The sequence below is a fragment of the Priestia sp. 40 genome (assembly GCF_049368575.1).
Lineage (GTDB): Bacteria > Bacillota > Bacilli > Bacillales > Bacillaceae_H > Priestia > Priestia zanthoxyli.
This window is the reverse complement of sequence record NZ_JBMPZA010000023.1, coordinates 123,812-146,982: the sequence shown is the minus strand read 5'-3', so window position 1 is coordinate 146,982 and position 23,171 is coordinate 123,812. Positions and strand designations below refer to the sequence as shown.

The 23,171-nt window shown below is 41.9% G+C and carries 18 protein-coding genes, 3 rRNA genes and 1 other annotated feature; all 21 genes read left to right on the top strand.

The genetic code is table 11. The features are described 5' to 3' along the window. Window positions 1–59: 59 nt before the first annotated feature. The 21 genes from lysS to rpmG all read left to right on the top strand — a co-directional run bounded on the left by lysS (window position 60) and on the right by rpmG (window position 23,142). Window positions 60–1,544, top strand: coding sequence for a lysine--tRNA ligase (gene lysS, locus ACO1DI_RS24165; protein WP_013054894.1), 1,485 nt, complete (start codon window positions 60–62; stop codon window positions 1,542–1,544). A 284-nt stretch (window positions 1,545–1,828) separates the two neighbouring features. Beyond that, window positions 1,829–3,380 (top strand): 16S ribosomal RNA (locus tag ACO1DI_RS24160). 226 nt (window positions 3,381–3,606) lie between these two features. Further along, window positions 3,607–6,542: ribosomal RNA gene (locus ACO1DI_RS24155) — 23S ribosomal RNA — on the top strand. Window positions 6,543–6,605: 63 nt separating this feature from the next. Next, a 5S ribosomal RNA gene (gene rrf / locus ACO1DI_RS24150) occupies window positions 6,606–6,721 on the top strand. The 16S, 23S and 5S rRNA genes sit together here, the layout of an rRNA operon. 235 nt (window positions 6,722–6,956) lie before the next feature. Further along, window positions 6,957–7,418 carry a CtsR family transcriptional regulator gene (locus tag ACO1DI_RS24145; protein WP_013054895.1) on the top strand — a complete coding sequence of 154 codons (462 nt, stop codon included), beginning with the start codon at window positions 6,957–6,959 and terminating at the stop codon, window positions 7,416–7,418. 41 nt (window positions 7,419–7,459) lie between these two features. Further along, entirely contained in the window at window positions 7,460–8,002 is a 543-nt protein-coding gene (locus ACO1DI_RS24140; protein ID WP_014462042.1) for a UvrB/UvrC motif-containing protein, read from the top strand. Between the two features lie 3 nt (window positions 8,003–8,005). Then, window positions 8,006–9,079, top strand: a complete 1,074-nt coding sequence (locus tag ACO1DI_RS24135) for a protein arginine kinase (RefSeq protein WP_116741823.1) — start codon at window positions 8,006–8,008, stop codon at window positions 9,077–9,079. 20 nt (window positions 9,080–9,099) lie between these two features. Further along, window positions 9,100–11,541, top strand: coding sequence for an ATP-dependent protease ATP-binding subunit ClpC (gene clpC, locus ACO1DI_RS24130; protein ID WP_014462041.1), 2,442 nt, complete (start codon window positions 9,100–9,102; stop codon window positions 11,539–11,541). 123 nt (window positions 11,542–11,664) lie between these two features. Continuing rightward, the gene (radA, locus tag ACO1DI_RS24125) at window positions 11,665–13,041 is read left to right on the top strand and encodes a DNA repair protein RadA (RefSeq protein ID WP_013054899.1); all 1,377 of its coding nucleotides are present in this window, start codon (window positions 11,665–11,667) and stop codon (window positions 13,039–13,041) included. Window positions 13,042–13,044: 3 nt separating this feature from the next. Beyond that, on the top strand, window positions 13,045–14,124 hold the full coding sequence (disA, locus tag ACO1DI_RS24120) for a DNA integrity scanning diadenylate cyclase DisA (protein ID WP_013054900.1): 1,080 nt from the start codon (window positions 13,045–13,047) through the stop codon (window positions 14,122–14,124). A gap of 147 nt (window positions 14,125–14,271) precedes the next feature. Beyond that, entirely contained in the window at window positions 14,272–15,369 is a 1,098-nt protein-coding gene (locus ACO1DI_RS24115; protein WP_013054901.1) for a PIN/TRAM domain-containing protein, read from the top strand. Between the two features lie 25 nt (window positions 15,370–15,394). Then, window positions 15,395–16,096 (top strand): 2-C-methyl-D-erythritol 4-phosphate cytidylyltransferase, encoded by a 702-nt coding sequence (gene ispD, locus ACO1DI_RS24110; protein WP_116741825.1) that lies wholly within the window; start codon window positions 15,395–15,397, stop codon window positions 16,094–16,096. Next, on the top strand, window positions 16,093–16,572 hold the full coding sequence (gene ispF / locus ACO1DI_RS24105; RefSeq protein ID WP_013054903.1) for a 2-C-methyl-D-erythritol 2,4-cyclodiphosphate synthase: 480 nt from the start codon (window positions 16,093–16,095) through the stop codon (window positions 16,570–16,572). The genes ispD and ispF overlap by 4 nt, the downstream gene beginning before the upstream one ends. Before the next feature lie 105 nt (window positions 16,573–16,677). After that, on the top strand, window positions 16,678–18,135 hold the full coding sequence (gene gltX, locus ACO1DI_RS24100) for a glutamate--tRNA ligase (protein ID WP_042992398.1): 1,458 nt from the start codon (window positions 16,678–16,680) through the stop codon (window positions 18,133–18,135). 39 nt (window positions 18,136–18,174) lie between these two features. Further along, window positions 18,175–18,398: a binding site (T-box leader), on the top strand. A gap of 72 nt (window positions 18,399–18,470) precedes the next feature. Next, the gene (cysE, locus tag ACO1DI_RS24095) at window positions 18,471–19,127 is read left to right on the top strand and encodes a serine O-acetyltransferase (protein ID WP_013054905.1); all 657 of its coding nucleotides are present in this window, start codon (window positions 18,471–18,473) and stop codon (window positions 19,125–19,127) included. After that, entirely contained in the window at window positions 19,117–20,514 is a 1,398-nt protein-coding gene (cysS, locus tag ACO1DI_RS24090; RefSeq protein WP_014462036.1) for a cysteine--tRNA ligase, read from the top strand. Before cysE ends, cysS begins: the two co-directional genes overlap by 11 nt. A 7-nt stretch (window positions 20,515–20,521) precedes the next feature. Further along, the gene (locus tag ACO1DI_RS24085) at window positions 20,522–20,947 is read left to right on the top strand and encodes a Mini-ribonuclease 3 (RefSeq protein ID WP_014462035.1); all 426 of its coding nucleotides are present in this window, start codon (window positions 20,522–20,524) and stop codon (window positions 20,945–20,947) included. Beyond that, the gene (gene rlmB, locus ACO1DI_RS24080; RefSeq protein WP_014462034.1) at window positions 20,937–21,680 is read left to right on the top strand and encodes a 23S rRNA (guanosine(2251)-2'-O)-methyltransferase RlmB; all 744 of its coding nucleotides are present in this window, start codon (window positions 20,937–20,939) and stop codon (window positions 21,678–21,680) included. The genes ACO1DI_RS24085 and rlmB overlap by 11 nt, the downstream gene beginning before the upstream one ends. A 2-nt stretch (window positions 21,681–21,682) precedes the next feature. Continuing rightward, window positions 21,683–22,192 carry an NYN domain-containing protein gene (locus ACO1DI_RS24075; RefSeq protein WP_014462033.1) on the top strand — a complete coding sequence of 170 codons (510 nt, stop codon included), beginning with the start codon at window positions 21,683–21,685 and terminating at the stop codon, window positions 22,190–22,192. Window positions 22,193–22,260: 68 nt separating this feature from the next. Further along, window positions 22,261–22,911, top strand: coding sequence for an RNA polymerase sporulation sigma factor SigH (sigH, locus tag ACO1DI_RS24070; protein ID WP_013054910.1), 651 nt, complete (start codon window positions 22,261–22,263; stop codon window positions 22,909–22,911). 81 nt (window positions 22,912–22,992) lie between these two features. Further along, the gene (gene rpmG / locus ACO1DI_RS24065) at window positions 22,993–23,142 is read left to right on the top strand and encodes a 50S ribosomal protein L33 (RefSeq protein ID WP_013081365.1); all 150 of its coding nucleotides are present in this window, start codon (window positions 22,993–22,995) and stop codon (window positions 23,140–23,142) included. Window positions 23,143–23,171: the final 29 nt, after the last annotated feature.

The following is a 23,171-nucleotide window of genomic DNA, read 5'->3' as shown; positions in this document are numbered from 1 at the left end:
ACATGCTGGCCTTTTTTCTGTTTCGGAAAACTTAATTATACGATGGAGATGAGTAAACGATGAGTCATGAAGAATTAAATGATCAATTTCTCGTTCGTCGCGAAAAAATGAGCAACCTACGAGATCAGGGTATTGATCCGTTTGGTCAACGTTTTGAACGTACACATACATCACAGCAATTAATTAGTGAGTATGACGAGTTAACAAAAGAACAGTTAGAAGAAAATGAAGTGCCTGTGTCACTAGCTGGTCGTATTATGACAAAGCGTGGAAAAGGAAAAGCAGGTTTCGCTCACGTTCAAGATTTAACAGGACAAATTCAGCTTTATGTACGTAAAGATGCAATTGGCGAAGAACAGTACGAAATCTTCAGCAGCGTAGATATCGGTGACTTGGTAGGGGTTGAAGGTGTTTTATTCAAAACAAAAGTTGGCGAACTTTCTATTAAAGTAAAAGATTTCACGTTACTAACAAAAGCGCTTCGTCCACTTCCAGATAAATATCATGGTTTAAAAGATATTGAACAGCGCTACCGTCAACGTTACTTAGATTTAATTACAAACCCAGAAAGTAAACAAACATTTATCTCAAGAAGCCGCATTATTCAATCGATGCGCCGTTACTTAGATAATCACGGATACTTAGAAGTTGAAACACCGATGATGCATTCAATCGCAGGTGGAGCAGCAGCTCGTCCGTTTGTGACACACCACAATGCGCTTGATATGGAACTTTATATGCGTATTGCGATTGAACTTCATTTAAAACGTTTAATCGTAGGTGGATTAGAAAAAGTATATGAAATTGGCCGTGTATTCCGTAATGAAGGTGTATCTACACGTCACAATCCTGAATTTACAATGATCGAATTGTACGAAGCGTATGCGGACTACAAAGATATCATGGCTTTAACAGAGAACTTAATTGCACACATTGCGCAAGAAGTACTTGGCACAACAAAGATTCAGTATGGTGATCAAGAGGTAGACCTAACGCCAGAATGGACAAGACTTCATATGGTCGATGCTATTAAACAATATACGGGCGTAGACTTCTGGGGAGAAACATCTGTTGAAGAAGCTCGTGCTTTAGCAAAAGAACACGGGGTAGAAATCACTGAACATATGCAATATGGACATATTGTAAATGAATTCTTTGAACAAAAAGTAGAAGAGCAGTTAATTCAACCGACGTTCATTTACGGACATCCTGTAGAAATCTCTCCACTTGCTAAGAAAAATGCGGAAGATCCGCGTTTTACTGACCGTTTTGAGCTGTTTATTGTTGCGCGTGAACACGCGAACGCATTTACAGAGCTAAATGATCCAATTGACCAACGTGAGCGCTTTGAAGCTCAGTTGAAAGAGAAAGAACAAGGAAACGATGAAGCACATGAGATGGATGATGACTTCATTGAGGCATTAGAATACGGTATGCCACCTACAGGTGGTCTAGGAATCGGTATTGACCGCCTTGTTATGTTACTAACAAATGCACCGTCAATCCGTGATGTACTATTATTCCCACATATGCGTCAACGCTAAAAAAAGAGATGGCTACGGCCATCTTTTTTTAGGTGTTAATATTAGAAAATTTAAACTTTTAATTTACCTCTTGTTTTTATGAAAACGATTTGGTATATTTATATCTGTTGCTAACGCAGATAAGCGAAAACAACAAAAAGAAATAAAAAAAGTTGTTGACATTACGTTGATAACTTGATAAGATAGTAAAGTCGCTTAAGAGCGGCGGTTGAACTTTGAAAACTGAACAAAGCGACAAACGTCAACGTTAATTTTTATTTTTTAAATTGAGCAAGTCAAACATTTCTTCGGAGAGTTTGATCCTGGCTCAGGATGAACGCTGGCGGCGTGCCTAATACATGCAAGTCGAGCGAACTGATTAGAAGCTTGCTTCTATGACGTTAGCGGCGGACGGGTGAGTAACACGTGGGCAACCTGCCTGTAAGACTGGGATAACTTCGGGAAACCGAAGCTAATACCGGATAGGATCTTCTCCTTCATGGGAGATGATTGAAAGATGGTTTCGGCTATCACTTACAGATGGGCCCGCGGTGCATTAGCTAGTTGGTGAGGTAACGGCTCACCAAGGCAACGATGCATAGCCGACCTGAGAGGGTGATCGGCCACACTGGGACTGAGACACGGCCCAGACTCCTACGGGAGGCAGCAGTAGGGAATCTTCCGCAATGGACGAAAGTCTGACGGAGCAACGCCGCGTGAGTGATGAAGGCTTTCGGGTCGTAAAACTCTGTTGTTAGGGAAGAACAAGTACAAGAGTAACTGCTTGTACCTTGACGGTACCTAACCAGAAAGCCACGGCTAACTACGTGCCAGCAGCCGCGGTAATACGTAGGTGGCAAGCGTTATCCGGAATTATTGGGCGTAAAGCGCGCGCAGGCGGTTTCTTAAGTCTGATGTGAAAGCCCACGGCTCAACCGTGGAGGGTCATTGGAAACTGGGGAACTTGAGTGCAGAAGAGAAAAGCGGAATTCCACGTGTAGCGGTGAAATGCGTAGAGATGTGGAGGAACACCAGTGGCGAAGGCGGCTTTTTGGTCTGTAACTGACGCTGAGGCGCGAAAGCGTGGGGAGCAAACAGGATTAGATACCCTGGTAGTCCACGCCGTAAACGATGAGTGCTAAGTGTTAGAGGGTTTCCGCCCTTTAGTGCTGCAGCTAACGCATTAAGCACTCCGCCTGGGGAGTACGGTCGCAAGACTGAAACTCAAAGGAATTGACGGGGGCCCGCACAAGCGGTGGAGCATGTGGTTTAATTCGAAGCAACGCGAAGAACCTTACCAGGTCTTGACATCCTCTGACAACTCTAGAGATAGAGCGTTCCCCTTCGGGGGACAGAGTGACAGGTGGTGCATGGTTGTCGTCAGCTCGTGTCGTGAGATGTTGGGTTAAGTCCCGCAACGAGCGCAACCCTTGATCTTAGTTGCCAGCATTTAGTTGGGCACTCTAAGGTGACTGCCGGTGACAAACCGGAGGAAGGTGGGGATGACGTCAAATCATCATGCCCCTTATGACCTGGGCTACACACGTGCTACAATGGATGGTACAAAGGGCTGCAAGACCGCGAGGTCAAGCCAATCCCATAAAACCATTCTCAGTTCGGATTGTAGGCTGCAACTCGCCTACATGAAGCTGGAATCGCTAGTAATCGCGGATCAGCATGCCGCGGTGAATACGTTCCCGGGCCTTGTACACACCGCCCGTCACACCACGAGAGTTTGTAACACCCGAAGTCGGTGGAGTAACCGTAAGGAGCTAGCCGCCTAAGGTGGGACAGATGATTGGGGTGAAGTCGTAACAAGGTAGCCGTATCGGAAGGTGCGGCTGGATCACCTCCTTTCTAAGGATTTTTATAAGACGTACGTTTTGACACTTTGTTCAGTTTTGAGAGTTCAATCTCTCAATTATAGAAAGCACACTACTTTCTTCTTAATTAGATAAGAAGAATTTTGGTTGCGATTGTTCTTTGAAAACTAGATAACAGTAATTGCTGAGGAAAAGTGAAACTTTTCTTTAATCAAACCAATAAATAACACAACAATATGTTGTACCATTTATTCGCTAATGGTTAAGTTAGAAAGGGCGCACGGTGAATGCCTTGGCACTAGGAGCCGATGAAGGACGGGACTAACACCGATATGCTTCGGGGAGCTGTAAGTGAGCTTTGATCCGGAGATTTCCGAATGGGGAAACCCACTGTTCGTAATGGAACAGTATCTTTATCTGAATACATAGGATATTGAAGGCAGACCCGGGGAACTGAAACATCTAAGTACCCGGAGGAAGAGAAAGCAAATGCGATTTCCTGAGTAGCGGCGAGCGAAACGGAATTAGCCCAAACCAAGAGGCTTGCCTCTTGGGGTTGTAGGACACTCTATACGGAGTTACAAAGGAACGAAGTAAATGAAGCGACCTGGAAAGGTCCGTCGAAGAAGGTAACAACCCTGTAGTTGAAACTTCGTTCCCTCTTGAGTGGATCCTGAGTACGGCGGAACACGTGAAATTCCGTCGGAAGCTGGGAGGACCATCTCCCAAGGCTAAATACTACCTAGTGACCGATAGTGAACCAGTACCGTGAGGGAAAGGTGAAAAGCACCCCGGAAGGGGAGTGAAAGAGATCCTGAAACCGTGTGCCTACAAGTAGTCAGAGCCCGTTAACGGGTGATGGCGTGCCTTTTGTAGAATGAACCGGCGAGTTACGATCCCATGCAAGGTTAAGCTGATAAGGCGGAGCCGTAGCGAAAGCGAGTCTGAATAGGGCGTTTAGTATGTGGTTGTAGACCCGAAACCAGGTGATCTACCCATGTCCAGGGTGAAGTTCAGGTAACACTGAATGGAGGCCCGAACCCACGCACGTTGAAAAGTGCGGGGATGAGGTGTGGGTAGCGGAGAAATTCCAATCGAACCTGGAGATAGCTGGTTCTCTCCGAAATAGCTTTAGGGCTAGCCTCATGTTGTGAGAGTCTTGGAGGTAGAGCACTGATTGGACTAGGGGCCCCCAACGGGTTACCGAATTCAGTCAAACTCCGAATGCCAAAGACTTATCCATGGGAGTCAGACTGCGAGTGATAAGATCCGTAGTCAAAAGGGAAACAGCCCAGACCACCAGCTAAGGTCCCCAAGTATACGTTAAGTGGAAAAGGATGTGGAGTTGCTTAGACAACCAGGATGTTGGCTTAGAAGCAGCCACCATTTAAAGAGTGCGTAATAGCTCACTGGTCGAGTGACTCTGCGCCGAAAATGTACCGGGGCTAAACGTATCACCGAAGCTGTGGATTGACATCTTTGATGTCAGTGGTAGGAGAGCGTTCTAAGTGCAGCGAAGTCAGACCGTAAGGACTGGTGGAGCGCTTAGAAGTGAGAATGCCGGTATGAGTAGCGAAAGACAAGTGAGAATCTTGTCCACCGAATGCCTAAGGTTTCCTGAGGAAGGCTCGTCCGCTCAGGGTTAGTCGGGACCTAAGCCGAGGCTGAAAAGCGTAGGCGATGGCCAACAGGTTGATATTCCTGTACCACCTCCCCGCCGTTTGAGTAATGGGGGGACGCAGTAGGATAGGGTAAGCGCGCTGCTGGATATGCGCGTTCAAGCAGTTAGGCTGATGAGTAGGCAAATCCGCTCATCATAAATGCTGAGCTGTGATGACGAGGGAACTATAGTACCGAAGTTCCTGATTCCACACTGCCAAGAAAAGCCTCTAGCGAGGCGGGAGGTGCCCGTACCGCAAACCGACACAGGTAGGCGAGGAGAGAATCCTAAGGTGATCGAGAGAACTCTCGTTAAGGAACTCGGCAAAATGACCCCGTAACTTCGGGAGAAGGGGTGCTCTGGTAGGGTGTATAGCCCGAGAGAGCCGCAGTGAATAGGCCCAGGCGACTGTTTAGCAAAAACACAGGTCTCTGCGAAGCCGCAAGGCGAAGTATAGGGGCTGACGCCTGCCCGGTGCTGGAAGGTTAAGAGGAGGGGTTATCCTTTGGGAGAAGCTCTGAATCGAAGCCCCAGTAAACGGCGGCCGTAACTATAACGGTCCTAAGGTAGCGAAATTCCTTGTCGGGTAAGTTCCGACCCGCACGAAAGGCGTAACGATCTGGGCACTGTCTCAACGAGAGACTCGGTGAAATTATAGTACCTGTGAAGATGCAGGTTACCCGCGACAGGACGGAAAGACCCCGTGGAGCTTTACTGTAGCCTGATATTGAATTTTGGTACAGCTTGTACAGGATAGGTAGGAGCCTGAGAAGCCGGAGCGCTAGCTTCGGTGGAGGCGTCGGTGGGATACTACCCTGGCTGTATTGAAATTCTAACCCGCGGCCCTGATCGGGCCGGGAGACAGTGTCAGGTGGGCAGTTTGACTGGGGCGGTCGCCTCCTAAAATGTAACGGAGGCGCCCAAAGGTTCCCTCAGAATGGTTGGAAATCATTCGTAGAGTGTAAAGGCACAAGGGAGCTTGACTGCGAGACCTACAAGTCGAGCAGGGACGAAAGTCGGGCTTAGTGATCCGGTGGTTCCGCATGGAAGGGCCATCGCTCAACGGATAAAAGCTACCCCGGGGATAACAGGCTTATCTCCCCCAAGAGTCCACATCGACGGGGAGGTTTGGCACCTCGATGTCGGCTCATCGCATCCTGGGGCTGTAGTCGGTCCCAAGGGTTGGGCTGTTCGCCCATTAAAGCGGTACGCGAGCTGGGTTCAGAACGTCGTGAGACAGTTCGGTCCCTATCCGTCGTGGGCGTAGGAAATTTGAGAGGAGCTGTCCTTAGTACGAGAGGACCGGGATGGACACACCGCTGGTGTACCAGTTGTCTTGCCAAAGGCATCGCTGGGTAGCTATGTGTGGACGGGATAAGTGCTGAAAGCATCTAAGCATGAAGCCCCCCTCAAGATGAGATTTCCCATAGCGCAAGCTAGTAAGATCCCTGAAAGATGATCAGGTTGATAGGTCAGAGGTGGAAGCGTGGCGACATGTGTAGCTGACTGATACTAATCGATCGAGGACTTAACCAAACTTTTAAAAGCGTAAGCTTTACTCAGCAAACTGTTATCTAGTTTTGAGAGAGCAATCTCTTGTCTGGTGGCGATAGCGAAGAGGTCACACCCGTTCCCATACCGAACACGGAAGTTAAGCTCTTTAGCGCCAATGGTAGTTGGGACTTTGTCCCTGTGAGAGTAGGACGTTGCCAGGCACCTGAAAAAGGACTAGCTATTTTAGCTAGTCCTTTTTTGTTTACAATTTATTTGTTTTATGAAAAAGTATAGTAAGAACAATAAAATTCACGATTTGCAGGTTTTGAAATAAATTTTAGTGGCAACGATAAAAGTAAAGAATAAACTTTAATAGTACATAGTTGAAAATTTTTTCGTTTCCTTTTATATTTAAATTAAGGTCAAATATAGTCAAAGTCAGAAGGAGGGGGCAGCGTGCCAAATATCTCTGACATTATCGAACAGTATTTAAAACAAGTACTTGAATTAAGTGAAAGAGAAATTGTTGAAATAAGGCGCAGTGAGATTGCTGATAAATTTCAATGCGTTCCGTCGCAAATTAATTACGTTATCAATACCCGTTTTACAGTTGAGAGAGGTTATCTTGTAGAAAGTAAGCGAGGCGGCGGCGGCTTTATTCGTATTGCCAAAGTAAAAATGCATGATGCAGCGGATTTGTTTCAGCAAGTAATTGAGATGATTCAAAATGAAATTTCACAAGTAAGTGCTGAAAACGTCATTATTAGGTTAGTTGAAGAAAAAGTCATCACAGAACGAGAAGCAAAAATCATGTTGAGTGTTATCAATCGTTCAGTTATTAATATTGAACTTCCTTATCGTGATGAGCTAAGGGCTAATCTTTTAAAAGCAATGCTTAATTCATTACGCTACCGATAAGCTCATGATCTATTTTATTTAGAACAGGGAGTGATGACAGGATGATTTGTCAGCAATGTGAAACGAGACCTGCAACTCTTCACTTCACAAAAATTATTAATGGTGAAAAGACGGAGATGCATGTATGTGAACAGTGCGCTTCAGAAAATGGAGATACATTTTCTTTTTCAAATCAGCAAGGTTTTTCGATCAATAACTTACTAGCTGGCCTACTTAACCTAGATCCAGCAGTAACTGAAAATTATAAGAAACAAAGTCAGGAGATTCTTTCTTGTCCTACTTGTGGCATGACATATCAAAAATTTGCTAAAATCGGCAGGTTTGGATGTGCAGATTGCTACAAAACATTTGAGCGACCTCTTATTCCTTTCTTGAAGAGGCTGCATGGAGGTAATTATCTACATCATGGAAAAATACCAGCAAGAATTGCAAGTAATCTTCATTTAAAAAAGGAATTACAGGCATTAAGATTGAACTTAAAAGAGTATATCGAAAAAGAGGAGTTTGAGAAAGCAGCGGAACTCCGAGATCACATTCGATTACTAGAAAAGAAGATGAACGAATCGAGAGAGGAGGAAGCGTAATTCATGTCCCAGGATTTGTTCTTTTCCCAGCCTGTAAGCTCTTGGATGCGTCAAGAAGCTTCGAATTCAGATATTGTTCTAAGCAGTCGAATCAGGCTGGCTCGAAATTTAACTCATTATCTTTTTCCAACTCTCTTTTCTAAAGAACAAGCAGTTGAAGTGGTTCGAGTATTCGAGCAAGTTTTTCAAAAAAGCGAGAACACCAATCAGTGGAATTTGCATTTACTAAAGATGAACGAATTACAGCCTCTTCAAAAGCAAGTGTTGGTTGAAAAGCATCTTATCAGTCCTAACTTGGCTGAAGGAGATAACAACGGAGCTTGTTTTTTATCAGAAAAAGAAGATTTGAGTATTATGGTTAATGAAGAAGATCATTTACGCATACAATGTTTATTTCCAGGCCTTCAATTATCTGAAGCTTTAAGCACAGCGAATGAAGTAGATAATTGGATTGAGAAATACGTAGATTATGCGTTTGATGAAAATAGAGGGTATTTAACCAGCTGTCCCACAAATGTGGGTACTGGGCTACGTGCATCTGTGATGATGCATCTGCCGGCTTTAGTGATGACCCGTCAAATTCATCGTATTATTCCCGCTATTAACCAGCTCGGCTTAGTGGTGAGAGGAATTTATGGAGAAGGTAGCGAAGCTTTAGGGAATATCTTTCAAATTTCTAATCAGATAACCCTAGGGAAATCTGAAGAAGATATTGTGGCAGATTTAAATAGTGTCGTACAGCAGTTAATTACACAAGAGCACTCTGCACGAGACGCGCTGTTTAAAACATCTCATGTAGAGTTAGAAGATCGAGTGTATCGTTCATATGGAGTATTGGCCAATAGCCGTATTATTGAGTCCAAAGAAGCTTCACAATGTTTATCAGATGTTCGATTAGGAATCGATTTAGGGTATATAAAAGGACTGAGTCAAAATATATTGAATGAACTTATCATTATGACGCAGCCAGGCTTTTTACAAAAGTATTCGGGAGGGCCCCTAAAGCCTCAAGAACGTGACATTAAAAGAGCCACCTTAATTCGAGAACGTCTCACTATAAATAAAAACACAAATTAAACGTGGAGGGTGACGATTATATGATGTTTGGTAGATTTACAGAGCGCGCACAAAAAGTATTAGCTTTAGCACAGGAAGAAGCACTACGCCTAGGTCACAACAACATTGGAACGGAGCACATTTTATTAGGCATCGTTCGTGAAGGTGAAGGAATTGCAGCAAAAGCTCTTTCCGCTCTAGGCCTAAGCACTGAAAAAATTCAAAAAGAAGTGGAAGCATTAATTGGCAGAGGCCAAGAATTAACGCAGACCATTCATTATACACCTCGAGCGAAAAAAGTCATTGAACTTTCAATGGATGAAGCCCGAAAGCTTGGTCATTCTTATGTAGGAACAGAACATATCTTACTAGGCTTAATTCGTGAAGGTGAAGGCGTTGCAGCACGCGTTTTAAATAATCTAGGTGTTAGCCTAAATAAAGCTCGTCAGCAAGTACTTCATTTATTAGGTAGCAATGAAGCTGCTTCAAGTCATCAAGGCGGAGGCTCTTCAAATGCCAATACACCTACGCTAGACAGCTTAGCACGCGATTTAACAGTTGTAGCGCGCGAAGGAAGCTTAGACCCTGTTATCGGACGTGGGAAAGAAATTCAGCGTGTTATTGAAGTGTTAAGCCGACGTACAAAAAACAATCCTGTATTAATTGGGGAGCCAGGTGTTGGTAAAACGGCAATCGCTGAAGGTTTGGCTCAGCAAATCGTCAACAATGAAGTTCCAGAAATTTTACGTGACAAACGCGTTATGACTTTGGATATGGGAACGGTCGTGGCTGGTACAAAATATCGCGGAGAATTTGAAGATCGCCTGAAGAAAGTAATGGATGAAATTCGTCAAGCAGGTAATATCATTCTCTTTATCGATGAGTTACACACATTAATTGGTGCTGGTGGCGCAGAGGGAGCTATCGATGCTTCTAATATTTTAAAACCGTCTCTTGCTCGTGGAGAACTTCAGTGTATCGGTGCTACGACTTTAGATGAATACAGAAAATACATTGAAAAAGATGCAGCGCTAGAGCGTCGCTTCCAGCCAATTCAAGTGGATGAACCAACGTTGGAAGAGTCTATTCAAATCTTAAAAGGGCTTCGTGACCGTTATGAAGCGCATCACCGAGTATCTATTTCTGATGAGGCAATCGAGCAAGCGGTGAAACTATCAGATCGCTACATTTCAGATCGTTTCTTACCGGATAAAGCAATCGATTTAATTGATGAAGCTGGTTCAAAAGTGCGTTTACGTTCATTTACAACGCCGCCAAATTTAAAGGAATTAGAGCAAAAATTAGAATCAGTACGCAATGAAAAAGATGCGTCTGTTCAAAGTCAAGAATTTGAAAAAGCAGCATCTTTACGCGATACAGAACAACGCCTACGCGAAGAATTAGAAGACACAAAGAAAATTTGGAAAGAGCAGCAAGGTAAGGAAAACTCAGCTGTAACCGTAGAAGATATTGCGATGGTGGTATCTAGCTGGACGGGTGTACCGGTCTCTAAACTGGCACAGGAAGAGACAGAAAGACTGCTGAACATGGAAGAGATTCTTCACTCTCGTGTAATTGGGCAAGAAGAAGCGGTAAAAGCAGTTGCAAAAGCTGTGCGCCGTGCTAGAGCAGGCTTGAAAGATCCAAAACGTCCAATTGGTTCATTCATTTTCTTAGGACCAACAGGGGTTGGTAAAACAGAGCTTGCACGTGCATTAGCGGAGTCAATCTTTGGCGATGAAGATGCAATGATTCGTATCGATATGTCTGAGTACATGGAGAAACATTCTACTTCACGCTTAGTAGGTTCACCTCCAGGATATGTTGGATACGAAGAAGGCGGCCAGTTAACGGAAAAAGTGAGAAGAAAACCTTACTCAGTTGTTCTTTTAGACGAAATTGAAAAAGCGCATCCGGATGTATTTAACATTTTATTACAAGTGTTAGAAGATGGACGCTTAACGGATTCAAAAGGTCGTACAGTTGATTTCCGTAATACGATTTTAATTATGACATCAAACGTAGGTGCGGATACATTAAAACGAAGCAAGCACTTAGGGTTCACAGTAGAAGCGGAAGGGCAAGACTACAAAGATATGAAAGGAAAAGTAATGGCGGAAATGAAGCGCGCGTTCCGTCCGGAGTTCCTAAACCGTATCGATGAAATTATCGTCTTCCATTCATTAGAGAAACCTCACTTAGCTGAAATCGTTAAATTAATGGCTGATCAGTTAACAAAACGCTTAAAAGAGCAAGAAATTGATCTTGAATTAACAAAAGAAGCAATTGATAAGATTGCAGAGGAAGGTTTTGACCCAGAATACGGTGCTCGTCCACTTCGTAGAGCAATTCAAAAACATATTGAAGACCGTTTATCTGAAGAGCTGCTAAAAGGGGTTGTTCAAAAAGGTCAGAAAGTGACGCTAGATGTAGACAAAGGAGAATTTGTTGTTAAATCCTCCGCTCCAAGCAGCATCAGCTAAATTTACTCAAACCAAGACGAGGCATACGAAAAAACACGTATGCCTCCCTTTTTATTTTAGCTTAGGAAATAGTGTACAATAGAGATAGAAATCGATTGAATGAACGGAGAGATTGATAACATAATGGCGAAACGAAAAACAAAATTTGCATGTCAGCATTGCGGCTATGAATCCGCAAAATGGATGGGGAAATGTCCCGGATGCGGAAGCTGGAATTCGATGGTGGAAGAAATGGAAGAAACGAAGTCATCACGCCGAGGAGCTTTTTCCGGAGCTACTGCTTCTAAAGTTCAAAAACCTCAGTCAATTACAGCGATTGAATCTACAACAGAACCACGGATTTTTACACCTTCTGCAGAGTTAAACCGTGTATTAGGAGGCGGTATTGTCAGAGGGTCACTCGTTTTAATAGGGGGAGATCCGGGTATCGGAAAGTCTACTTTACTTTTGCAAACCTCCGCGCAGTTAGCAATGAAACAAAATAAAGTACTATATATTTCGGGAGAGGAATCAACCAAACAAACGAAGTTAAGAGCGGACAGGCTAGGTGTAAAAGCTGAAGAGCTTTATGTTCACGCAGAAACAAACTTAGAATTAATACTAGAGGCCATCTCAAGCATGCAGCCTGATTTTGTGGTGATTGATTCAATTCAAACCATTTACCATGCTGATGTGACATCAGCGCCAGGAAGCGTCTCACAGGTGCGAGAGTGTACGGCTGAACTAATGCGTGTTGCTAAAACGAATGGCATTGCCATCTTTATTGTGGGTCATGTAACGAAAGAAGGGGCCATTGCGGGTCCAAGACTTCTTGAACATATGGTGGATACGGTTCTTTATTTTGAAGGAGAGCGTCATCATACGTATCGTATATTAAGAGCGGTTAAGAACCGATTTGGATCTACAAATGAAATGGGCATTTTTGAAATGAAAGAAAGTGGGCTAGAAGAAGTATTGAATCCATCTGAAATCTTTCTAGAAGAACGGTCTCAGGGAGCAGCAGGTTCGGTTGTTGTCGCTTCAATGGAGGGGACAAGACCCGTATTAGTAGAGCTACAGGCGCTAATCAGTCCAACGAGCTTTGGAAACCCTAGAAGAATGGCGACAGGAGTAGATCATAATCGCGTTTCGCTTATCATGGCTGTCTTAGAAAAGCGTGTAGGAATGCTCCTGCAGAATCAAGATGCTTATTTAAAAGTAGCAGGTGGAGTGAAATTAGATGAACCAGCAATCGATTTAGCTGTAGCCGTTAGCATTGCTTCAAGCTTCAGAGATGCTGCTTCTAGCGCTACAGATGTTATTGTAGGAGAGGTAGGATTAACAGGCGAAGTACGCCGAGTGTCTAGAATTGAACAGCGCGTTCAAGAAGCGGTAAAATTAGGGTTCCAACGAATTATTATTCCGGAGAAAAATTTAGGAGGATGGAAAGTCCCAGATGGTATTGATGTAATTGGGGTATCAACAGTGGCGGAGGCTCTGCAATATACATTAGGAGGATAAGCAGTGGAAGGAGAAAAAACAACAGTTAGTCAAAAACAAATATCAGAAATTCTGCAGTTTGTAGCACCAGGAACCCCTATTCGTGACGGTATCGATAACGTCTTGCGGGCAAAGACGGGCGGCTTAATTGTTATGGGCTACAATGAACAAGTCAAAAAGATGGTAGATGGAGGATTTTCGATTAATTGTGCATTTACACCTGCGCATTTATACGAGTTAGCCAAAATGGATGGAGCGCTTATTTTAAACGACAGCGGAAGCAAGATATTATTTGCTAATGCTCAGCTCATGCCAGATCCCTCTACCCCTTCTTCACAGACAGGAATGCGTCACCGTACAGCGGAGCGCGTAGCTAAGCAGTCAGGTGTATTGGTGATAGCCATTTCACAAAGACGAAATGTGATTACGCTTTACAAAGGGTCTCTGCAGTATGTATTGAAAGACATTAGCGTTATTTTAGCAAAAGCGAATCAAGCGCTTGGAACCCTTGAAAAGTACAAGGCGGTATTAGATGAATCGATTACAAGTCTCAGTGCATTAGAGTTTGAAGAGCAAGTAACTCATACAGATGTGCTGCAGTCGCTTCATCGTACAGAAATGGTTTTGCGTATTAAAAATGAAATTTTGAGCTATATTAGCGAGTTAGGAACGGAAGGAAGACTAATCCGTCTCCAAATGAATGAACTGCTTTCTCACTTAGAGGAAGAAGCAACTTTATTAATCAAAGATTATATGTATGACCTCAGCTTTGACCCTTACCGAGTAATTGAACGCATGCAGCAGCCGTCAAATAATGTTCTTCTCGATGACCAAACGCTCCTTCGCTTAATGGGATATCCTATGTATACAAGCTTTGAAGACAGCGTTATTCCTAGAGGGTATCGAATGCTTCATAAAATTCCAAGACTTCCATCGATTATTATTGAAAATCTCATTGATGAATTAGGAGATTTAAAAACGATAGCAGATGCGTCGGTAGAAGAATTGGATGAGGTAGAAGGCATCGGTGAAATTCGAGCAAGGAAAATTAGAGAAGGCCTAAAAAGACTAAAAGAGCAGCATCTTACAAACCGTCAGCTATAGGATATTAATTGACATTAAATGTTTGATTCATTAAGATATTGTGAAAATACAAAAAAAGTGACAGTTTGTTTACAAATTCTGTTTTTTGGTTAAATAACAGGTTTCAATCATTGTAAACTGTTTATAATGATAAAGGGAGGTGAAGGCGTGTTAAAACGTTTTGTACAGTTATTTTTTATTATTACAGGTGGTACATTGGGCGTCTTTTTTATACCTGAACTTATTCAATTATTAAATCTGCAAGATGTAGCATTTCTAGAAAAACCTTACGTCGATGCAATACTGGGAGCTATATTGTTTTTCCTTGTCACGTTTTGGATTGTTGATTATATAGTTGAATTAATTCGCCGAGTGGAAGAGGCGTTACTGAAGGCGCCTGTAACAGATGTGCTTTTTGGAAGCTTAGGATTGATTTTAGGGCTTATTGTGGCCTACTTGGTCGGAGCTTTTTTAGGCAGAATTCAACTTCAAGTAGTGAGTACCATTTTACCAATCTTTCTAAGTATTCTTTTAGGTTACTTAGGGTTTCAAGTCGGGTTTAAAAAACGTGATGAACTTGTAAGCGTGTTTTCGATGCCGGCTCGAATTGGGAAGAAAAAGGGACAAGAAGAAGAAACAGATAATGAAGAATCATTAAAGTCTCTTAAAATTTTAGATACAAGCGTTATTATTGACGGCCGTATCGCAGATATTTGTCAAACAGGATTTTTAGACGGAACGATTGTTATTCCGCGCTTTGTGCTTGAGGAACTTCAGCATATTGCTGATTCGTCGGATGTTCTAAAACGAAACAGAGGTAGACGAGGTCTAGATATTCTAAACCGTATTCAAAAAGAACTGGCAATGAAGGTAGAAATTTATGAAGGCGATTTCGAAGACATTCAAGAAGTGGACAGTAAGCTGGTCAAATTGGCAAAGCTGACTTCCGGGTTGGTCGTTACAAACGATTTTAATTTAAATAAAGTATGTGAACTTCAAAATGTCGGCGTCTTAAATATTAATGACTTAGCAAATGCCGTCAAGCCAATTGTGCTTCCGGGAGAAGAAATGAACGTGTTAGTTATAAAAGACGGTAAAGAGCATAATCAAGGTATTGCCTATCTTGATGACGGTACAATGATCGTGGTAGAAGAAGGAAGAAATTATATTGGAAAGCAAATTGATGTACTGGTGACGAGCGTACTCCAAACCTCAGCAGGCCGTATGATTTTTGCGAAACCCAAGTTATTAGAAAAAGCACTGTGACGTAACAGGTAAAGGGAGTATACCTATGAAGTATGAAATTATCGTTTTAGCTGCAGGGCAGGGGAAGCGAATGAAAGCGGGACGGAACAAACAATTTTTAACCATTCAAAACGTTCCGCTCATCATTCATACGCTGCAAAAATTCGAACAAGATCCTTGGTGCAGTGGAATTGTACTAGTCGTAAACGAAAAAGAAGTGGAGATTTTTGAAGAGTTATTAACCGAATATCCAATTCAAAAGGTTCAATCATTGACAGTTGGAGGCGATGAACGTCAACATAGCGTTTATAACGGCCTTAAAAGTTTAAAGCAGGCTCAGATGGTATTAATTCATGATGGCGCTCGTCCATTTGTTCAACAAAACACAATCCATGAGTTAGTAGAAAAAGCTGCTAGTGATAAGGCTGCTGTGCTGGCTGTTCCAGTAAAAGACACAATTAAGCGTGTGGAACAGGGTACTGTCATTGAAACAGTTGAGCGCTCTAGCTTGTGGGCTATTCAAACGCCGCAAGCTTTTCTTTTTGATGTAGTAATGGATGCACACGAAAAAGCAAAAACAAATGAATACTTAGGCACCGATGATGCAAGCTTAGTAGAAAAAGCGGGGCAAAAAGTATCGATTGTAGAGGGAAATTACGATAATATAAAACTAACAACACCAGAAGATTTGTTATATGCAGAAGCTATATTAACAAAGCTAAACACAGCTAAAGGAGTGGAAAAATGAACATTCGAGTAGGACAAGGTTTCGACGTACATGAATTTGCAGAAGGAAGACCTTTAATTATAGGCGGTTTAGAAATTCCGTATGAAAAAGGATTATTAGGCCATTCAGATGCAGATGTGCTGTTGCACACAATCGCAGATGCCTTATTAGGAGCAGCGGCTAAAGGAGATATCGGAAAGCATTTTCCAGATACAGACCCTGAATTTAAAGATGCTGATTCAGCAAAGCTTCTTCAACATGTATGGAAACTGCTAAAAGATGAAGGCTATGAATTAAGCAATGTAGATTGCACGATTATCGCGCAAAAACCTAAAATGGCTCCTTATATTGAACCAATGAGAGAGCGCATTGCGCAGCTGTTAGAAGCAAGCATTTCTCAAATTAACGTCAAGGCAACAACAACAGAAAAGTTAGGTTTTACGGGACGTGAAGAAGGAATTGCCGCCCAAGCAGCCGTTTTAGTTTATCAAAAATAAAAACAGTTGACTTTGACAGATACCTATTTGGTGATAAAATTAGAACATGTCTAAAACATATAAATACATACTATAAGTAATATTAAATTGGAGGTCATCTTAGTTATGTCAAGCGAAGTAAGAGTTCGTTATGCCCCGAGTCCAACTGGACATCTTCATATAGGGAATGCAAGAACAGCACTATTTAATTATTTATTTGCACGAAATCAAAACGGTAAATTTATTATCCGTATTGAAGATACAGATCAAAAGCGTAATATTGAAGGCGGAGAAGAAAGTCAGCTGCGCTATTTAAAATGGTTAGGTATTGAATGGGATGAGAGTATCGACGTAGGCGGCGAGTACGGTCCTTACCGCCAGTCTGAACGTACGGAAATCTATCAAAAATATACGGAAGAACTTCTTGAAAAAGGGTTAGCTTATCACTGTTACTGTACGTCGGAAGAGCTTGAAAAAGAGCGTGAAGAACAGCAGGCGAACAGTCAAATGCCGCGCTATTCAGGTAAGTGCCGTAACTTAACAGCTGAACAGCGTGCTGAACTAGAAGCAGAAGGCCGTGAGCCAAGCATTCGCTTCCGTGTTCCTAGTAACACAGAAATTAAGTGGAATGATATTGTCAAAGATGAAGTATCATTTGAGTCTGAAGGCATTGGTGATTTCGTTATTGTGAAAAAAGACGGTACACCAACATATAACTACGCTGTAGCCATTGATGATTATCTAATGAAGATGACGCATGTTCTACGCGGAGATGACCATATTTCTAATACACCGAAGCAAATTCTTGTGTATGAAGCTTTAGGCTGGACGCCTCCTGTATTTGGTCATATGACATTAATCGTAAATGAAAATCGTCGCAAGCTAAGTAAACGTGATGAGTCAATCATTCAGTTTATTGAGCAATATAAAGAATTAGGCTACTTGCCGGAAGCACTGTTTAATTTTATTACAATGCTTGGCTGGTCACCTGTGGGAGAAGAAGAAATCTTCTCTAAAGAACAGTTTATTGAAATTTTTGACCCAGCTCGTTTATCAAAATCTCCAGCACTATTCGATACAAGCAAATTACGTTGGATGAACAACCAATACATGAAACAACTGGATTTAGACGAGGTAGTAGCTTTATCAGTTCCTCACTTAGTGAAAGCTGGAAAAGTTGAAGAAACGCGCGATGCAGAAACAGAACAATGGGTACGTGACTTAGTCGCTCTATACCAAGAACAAATGAGCTTTGGCGCTGAGATTGTTGAACTTACTGAAATGTTCTTTAAGAAAGAAATTGATTACAGTGAAGAAGCAAAAGCAGTGCTTGGTGAAGAGCAAGTACCAGAAGTGCTAAAAGCATTTGCTGAAGAGATTTCTTCTTTAGAAGAATTCAGCGCTGATGAGATTAAGGCAGCAACAAAAGCTGTACAAAAAGCAACAGGTCAAAAAGGTAAAAAACTGTTTATGCCAATTCGTGTAGCAACAACAGGCGAAACACACGGTCCAGAGCTTCCAAAAGCTATTTCTCTTTTAGGGAAAGAAACAGTTCTAGCTCGTTTAGAAAGCATTTATAGTTAACAAATTTCTATTTTGCCCATATGATACAGTAATCAAATATGGATATCGTTGAGAAGGAAGAGTAGGCAAGTTCATTGCATATCAGAGAGGGTTATCACCGGCTGAAAGTAACCTATGACAAAACTTGTTGAAGTGCGCCTTTGAGTCTTTTGTTGAATGCTACTAAGTAAGTAGGCAAAAGCGGGTACTTTCACGTTATGAGAGAAGAGTTGGGATTGTTTGTTGATCCAAACAGAGTGGAACCGCGTATATACGTCTCTGTGTCATTTGACATAGGGACGTTTTTTTATACAATCAATGAGTAGATAGAGGAATAGCGGAATTGGGGTGAGATGATGCTAAAGTTGTTAAAGGAAGACATTGAGGCCATATTTGAACAAGATCCTGCAGCAAGAAGTTATATTGAAGTGATATTAACCTATTCGGGGTTGCATGCTATTTGGGCACATAGATTAGCTCACGGGCTTTTTAAAAGAAAGTGGTTTTTTCTGGCACGTGTAATCTCACAAATTAGCCGATTCTTCACAGGGATTGAAATTCATCCGGGTGCGAAAATTGGCCGCCGATTTTTTATTGATCACGGAATGGGAATTGTTATTGGGGAAACGTGCGAAATTGGAGATAATGTAACCGTATATCAAGGAGTAACACTCGGAGGAACAGGGAAAGAAAAAGGAAAGCGTCACCCGACGATTGAAGACAATGTCTTAATTGCAACAGGTGCTAAAGTGCTAGGGTCGATTACGATTCATGCGCACTCTAAAATTGGAGCAGGCTCAGTTGTGTTAAATGACGTCCCAGAAAACTCAACGGTTGTTGGTATCCCTGGCCGAGTCGTCATTCAAAATGGCGTCCGGATTCCAAAAGATTTGAATCATCAAGATTTGCCAGATCCAGATGCAGAGCGTTTCAAACAGCTAGAGAAAGAAATTTTACATCTGCAAAATCAATTAAAGGAATTAAAAGAAGGGAAGATCCATCATGGCAATTAAGCTATATAACACGTTAACACGTCAAAAAGAGACGTTTGTACCGCTAGAAGAAAACAAAGTTAAAATGTATGTGTGCGGGCCAACTGTATATAACTATATTCATATTGGAAATGCGCGTCCTGCGATTGTATTTGATACGGTGCGCCGCTATTTAGAATTTAGAGGCTACGACGTAGAGTATGTTTCAAACTTCACAGATGTGGATGATAAATTAATTAAGGCAGCAAAAGAGTTAGGAGAAGATGTTCCAACGATTGCAAACCGCTTTATCGATGCCTACTTTGAAGATACATCAGCCCTTGGGTGCAAGCATGCCGATGTGCATCCACGCGTAACTGAAAATATGGATATCATTATTGAGTTCATCGACGAATTGGTGAAAAAAGGCTATGCATATGAGTCAGAGGGTGATGTATACTATCGTACACGTAAGTTTGAGGGATACGGAAAATTATCACATCAATCTATTGATGAATTGCAATCCGGTGCTCGTATCGAAGTTGGAGAAAAAAAAGAAGATCCATTAGACTTTACGCTTTGGAAAGCAACCAAAGATGGAGAGATTGCTTGGGATAGCCCTTGGGGTCAAGGAAGACCAGGCTGGCATATTGAGTGCTCAGCAATGGCACGCAAGTATTTAGGTGATACAATTGATATCCATGCAGGTGGTCAGGATTTAGCTTTTCCTCATCACGAAAATGAAATTGCCCAATCAGAAGCCCTAACTGGGAAATCGTTTGCGAAATATTGGCTTCATAACGGATATATCAATATTGACAATGAAAAGATGTCTAAATCACTAGGGAACTTCGTGTTAGTTCATGACATTATTAAAAAGCATGATCCTTCTCTACTTCGATTCTTTATTTTATCTGTTCATTATCGTCACCCAATTAACTATAACGAAGAGATTTTAGAGAATACACGCAAAGGGTTTGAGCGCCTGCAAACAGCTTACGGCAACTTAACTCACCGCCTAGAAGCAGCAACAAATCTTCAAGAAGATGCTTCAGAATGGTTTGAGAAGCTAAAAGAGCTTCGCGAAACGTTCATTGAAGAGATGGATGATGATTTTAATACGGCAAATGCTATTTCTGTTCTGTTTGAGCTAGCAAAGCAAGCTAACTTGTATTTATTAGAACAAACAACGTCTACAGATGTAATTGAAGCCTTTGTTAAAGAGTTTGAAGAGTTAGGTGCTGCAATAGGCATTACGTTTGGAGAAGCTGGACTTCTAGACGAAGAAATTGATCAATTGATCCAAGATCGTATTCAGGCTCGTAAAGATCGTAATTTCCAATTAGCAGATCAAATTCGAGATGAATTAAAGGCTAAAAATATTATTTTAGAAGATACGGCGCAAGGAACAAGATGGAAAAGAGGATAATAGTTTTATGAGCAGCAGTAAATTAGATGTAAAACAGCTAAATAGCTTAGCTCTTGCTTATATGGGTGATGCGGTGTTTGATTTGCATGTTCGCCGCCACCTGCTGGTGTTAGGGACAGTGCGCCCTAACCAGCTTCATAATAAAGCTAAAAAATACGTATCAGCAAAAGCACAAGCGCAAATCGTATATTATTTTAAAAATGAAAACTTTTTTACTGAAGAAGAAGAAGGTGTACTGCGCCGAGGACGCAATGCAAAGTCCGGTACAGTCCCTAAAAACACAGATGTGCAAACGTATCGCTACAGTACGGCATTTGAAGCGGTCGTAGGCTATTTGTATCTCTTAGGTGAAGAAGAAAGATTGATGGAACTTATTACTAAAGCTATCTCTTTCGTCGATGAAGGAGAGGGAGGAATGAATCATGGAACATGAATTTATCATTGGACGTAATCCGGTCCTAGAAGCCCTAAAGTCTGGGCGCGACATTAACAAACTATGGATTGCCGAAGGATCGCAAGGCGGTTCTATGGGGCAAATCACGCAGTTAGCAAAACGTAATGGTGTATTGGTGCAGTTTGTACCGAAAAAGAAAATTGAGCAAATGGTAGACGGTATTCACCAAGGAGTAGCTGCACAAGTTGCTGCTTATCAGTATGCAGAGTTAGATGATTTATTTAACTTAGCGGAAAAACGTAATGAAAGTCCGTTTTTTCTTCTGTTAGATGAGCTTGAAGATCCCCATAATTTAGGTTCTATTATGCGAACAGCCGATGCCGTTGGCGCACACGGTATTATTATTCCAAAGCGTCGTTCAGTTGGATTGACGGCCACTGTAGCTAAGGCGTCTACAGGAGCGATTGAACATATTCCTGTAGCAAGGGTAACAAACCTATCAAGGACGATTGATGAATTAAAAGATCGAGGCGTATGGATTGTTGGAACAGATGCGAAAGAAAGCGACGATTACCGCAACTTAGATGGAGGTATGCCGCTTACATTAGTGATTGGAAGCGAAGGAAAAGGCATGAGTCGTTTGATTCGTGAAAAATGCGACTTCCTTGTACAGCTTCCAATGGTTGGGCATGTTACATCGTTAAATGCATCTGTAGCAGCTAGTCTTCTCATGTATGAGGTTTACCGAAAACGCCATCCTCTAGGTGAATAAGAATGGATATTCTACTGGTGGATGGTTATAACATGATAGGTGCGTGGCCCGACCTAAGAAAGCTTAGAGATAATGATTTAGCCAGTGCCCGAGACCTGTTAATCGAAAAGATGGCAGAGTATCAAGCATATATGGGCTATCGTGTCATTATTGTCTTCGATGCTCATATGGTCGAAGGAATTGAAAAGAAGGCAAAAAATCATAAGGTTGACGTTGTATTTACAAGAGAAAATGAAACAGCAGATGAGTACATTGAAAAGCTGGCTCAAGAGCTAAACAATGTAAAGACACAGATCCATGTTGCTACATCTGATTTTACGGAGCAGTGGGCAATCTTTGGACAAGGTGCGCTTAGAATTTCTGCTCGAGAATTGTACAACGAAATTGAGCAAATTGAGAAACATATTAATCTTGATGTGAAGTCTATTCAAAATCAAAAGCCAGCGGCACGCATTCAACTTTCCAATCAAGTAGCCGAAATTTTCGAAAAATGGCGTCGGGGACAGCGGTGAGGTTATTGACGGTACGGAATTAGCTACTGTATAATATTTCTATCTACTGTGCGGTCGGGGGGATCGATATGGGCGATAATTATGGGAGAAAACTGCATGCTCATTTCGAACAACAAGAGGATGAAACAGTTGTCGATCTTGTGCATAAAGGCGATATTGACGCATTAGAGTATTTGATTCATAAATACAAAAACTTTGTGCGAGCAAAGGCGCGGTCATATTTTTTAATTGGGGCAGACCGTGAAGATATTGTACAAGAAGGTATGATAGGGTTATATAAGGCAATTAGAGATTTTAGAGAAGATAAGCTAACTTCTTTTAAAGCTTTTGCTGAACTTTGCATTACCCGGCAAATTATTACCGCTATTAAAACCGCAACAAGGCAAAAACATATTCCATTAAACTCTTATGTATCATTGGACAAGCCAATATATGATGAAGAGTCCGACCGAACCTTAATGGATGTTATTTCGGGGACAAAAGTAGCAAATCCAGAAGAATTGCTCATTAATCGAGAGAAGTTTGATGATATTGAATTAAAGATGGCTGAACTGTTAAGTGATCTTGAGCGAAAAGTTCTTGTTCTTTATTTAGATGGTCAATCTTATCAAGAGATTTCAGAAGAGTTAAACCGCCACGTCAAATCCATCGATAATGCACTTCAGCGTGTGAAGAGGAAATTAGAGCGCTACCTCGAGATTCGTGAAATCACAATGTAGCCTTCTATCCTCATATTGACATGCTAAGAAAGTCTGTGATACTTTTTTATAGACATTATCACTCTATAGGTGGTTGACATTATGCGTAAAAAAGTTGTACTTGCGTGTGTGCAATGCGCTAGTCGTAACTATACGACTATGAAAAACACACAGCAAAACGAAGAGCGTTTAGAAATGAAGAAGTTTTGCAAAACGTGTAACGCACATACGATTCATCGTGAAACAAAGTAGATCAATAATCTGCACAGACTAATACCCCT